The organism is Enterococcus sp. HMSC078F03 (assembly GCF_001811595.1).
Lineage (GTDB): Bacteria > Bacillota > Bacilli > Lactobacillales > Enterococcaceae > Enterococcus > Enterococcus faecalis.
Map to the genome: position 1 here is coordinate 1 of NZ_KV805566.1, position 244 is coordinate 244.

The window sequence follows — 244 nt, forward strand, 5'->3', positions numbered from 1 at the left end:
AAACTGAAATACATTGAAGCTTTTAACCAAATGGAGGAACTGCTTAAAACTCAATCAAACTTACCGATTAATAACACAGAATTGTTATTAGAAGCTGCGTTAAAACATGAACGTGGATTGACTCTTGTAAATCAACGTTTAGATAAGCTAGAAACAGAAACAACAATTAATAGAAGCCAACAACGAAAGATACAAGGACTAGTTTCATCAACTGTTATCAAAGTATTAGGTGGCAAAAAAACAT

General features: G+C 32.0%; 1 protein-coding gene. It reads left to right on the forward strand.

Annotated features, from left to right (window positions below; genetic code table 11):
* A partial coding sequence (locus HMPREF2810_RS08455) for an ORF6C domain-containing protein (RefSeq protein WP_002384000.1) occupies positions 1 to 244 on the forward strand: 244 nt, incomplete at both ends.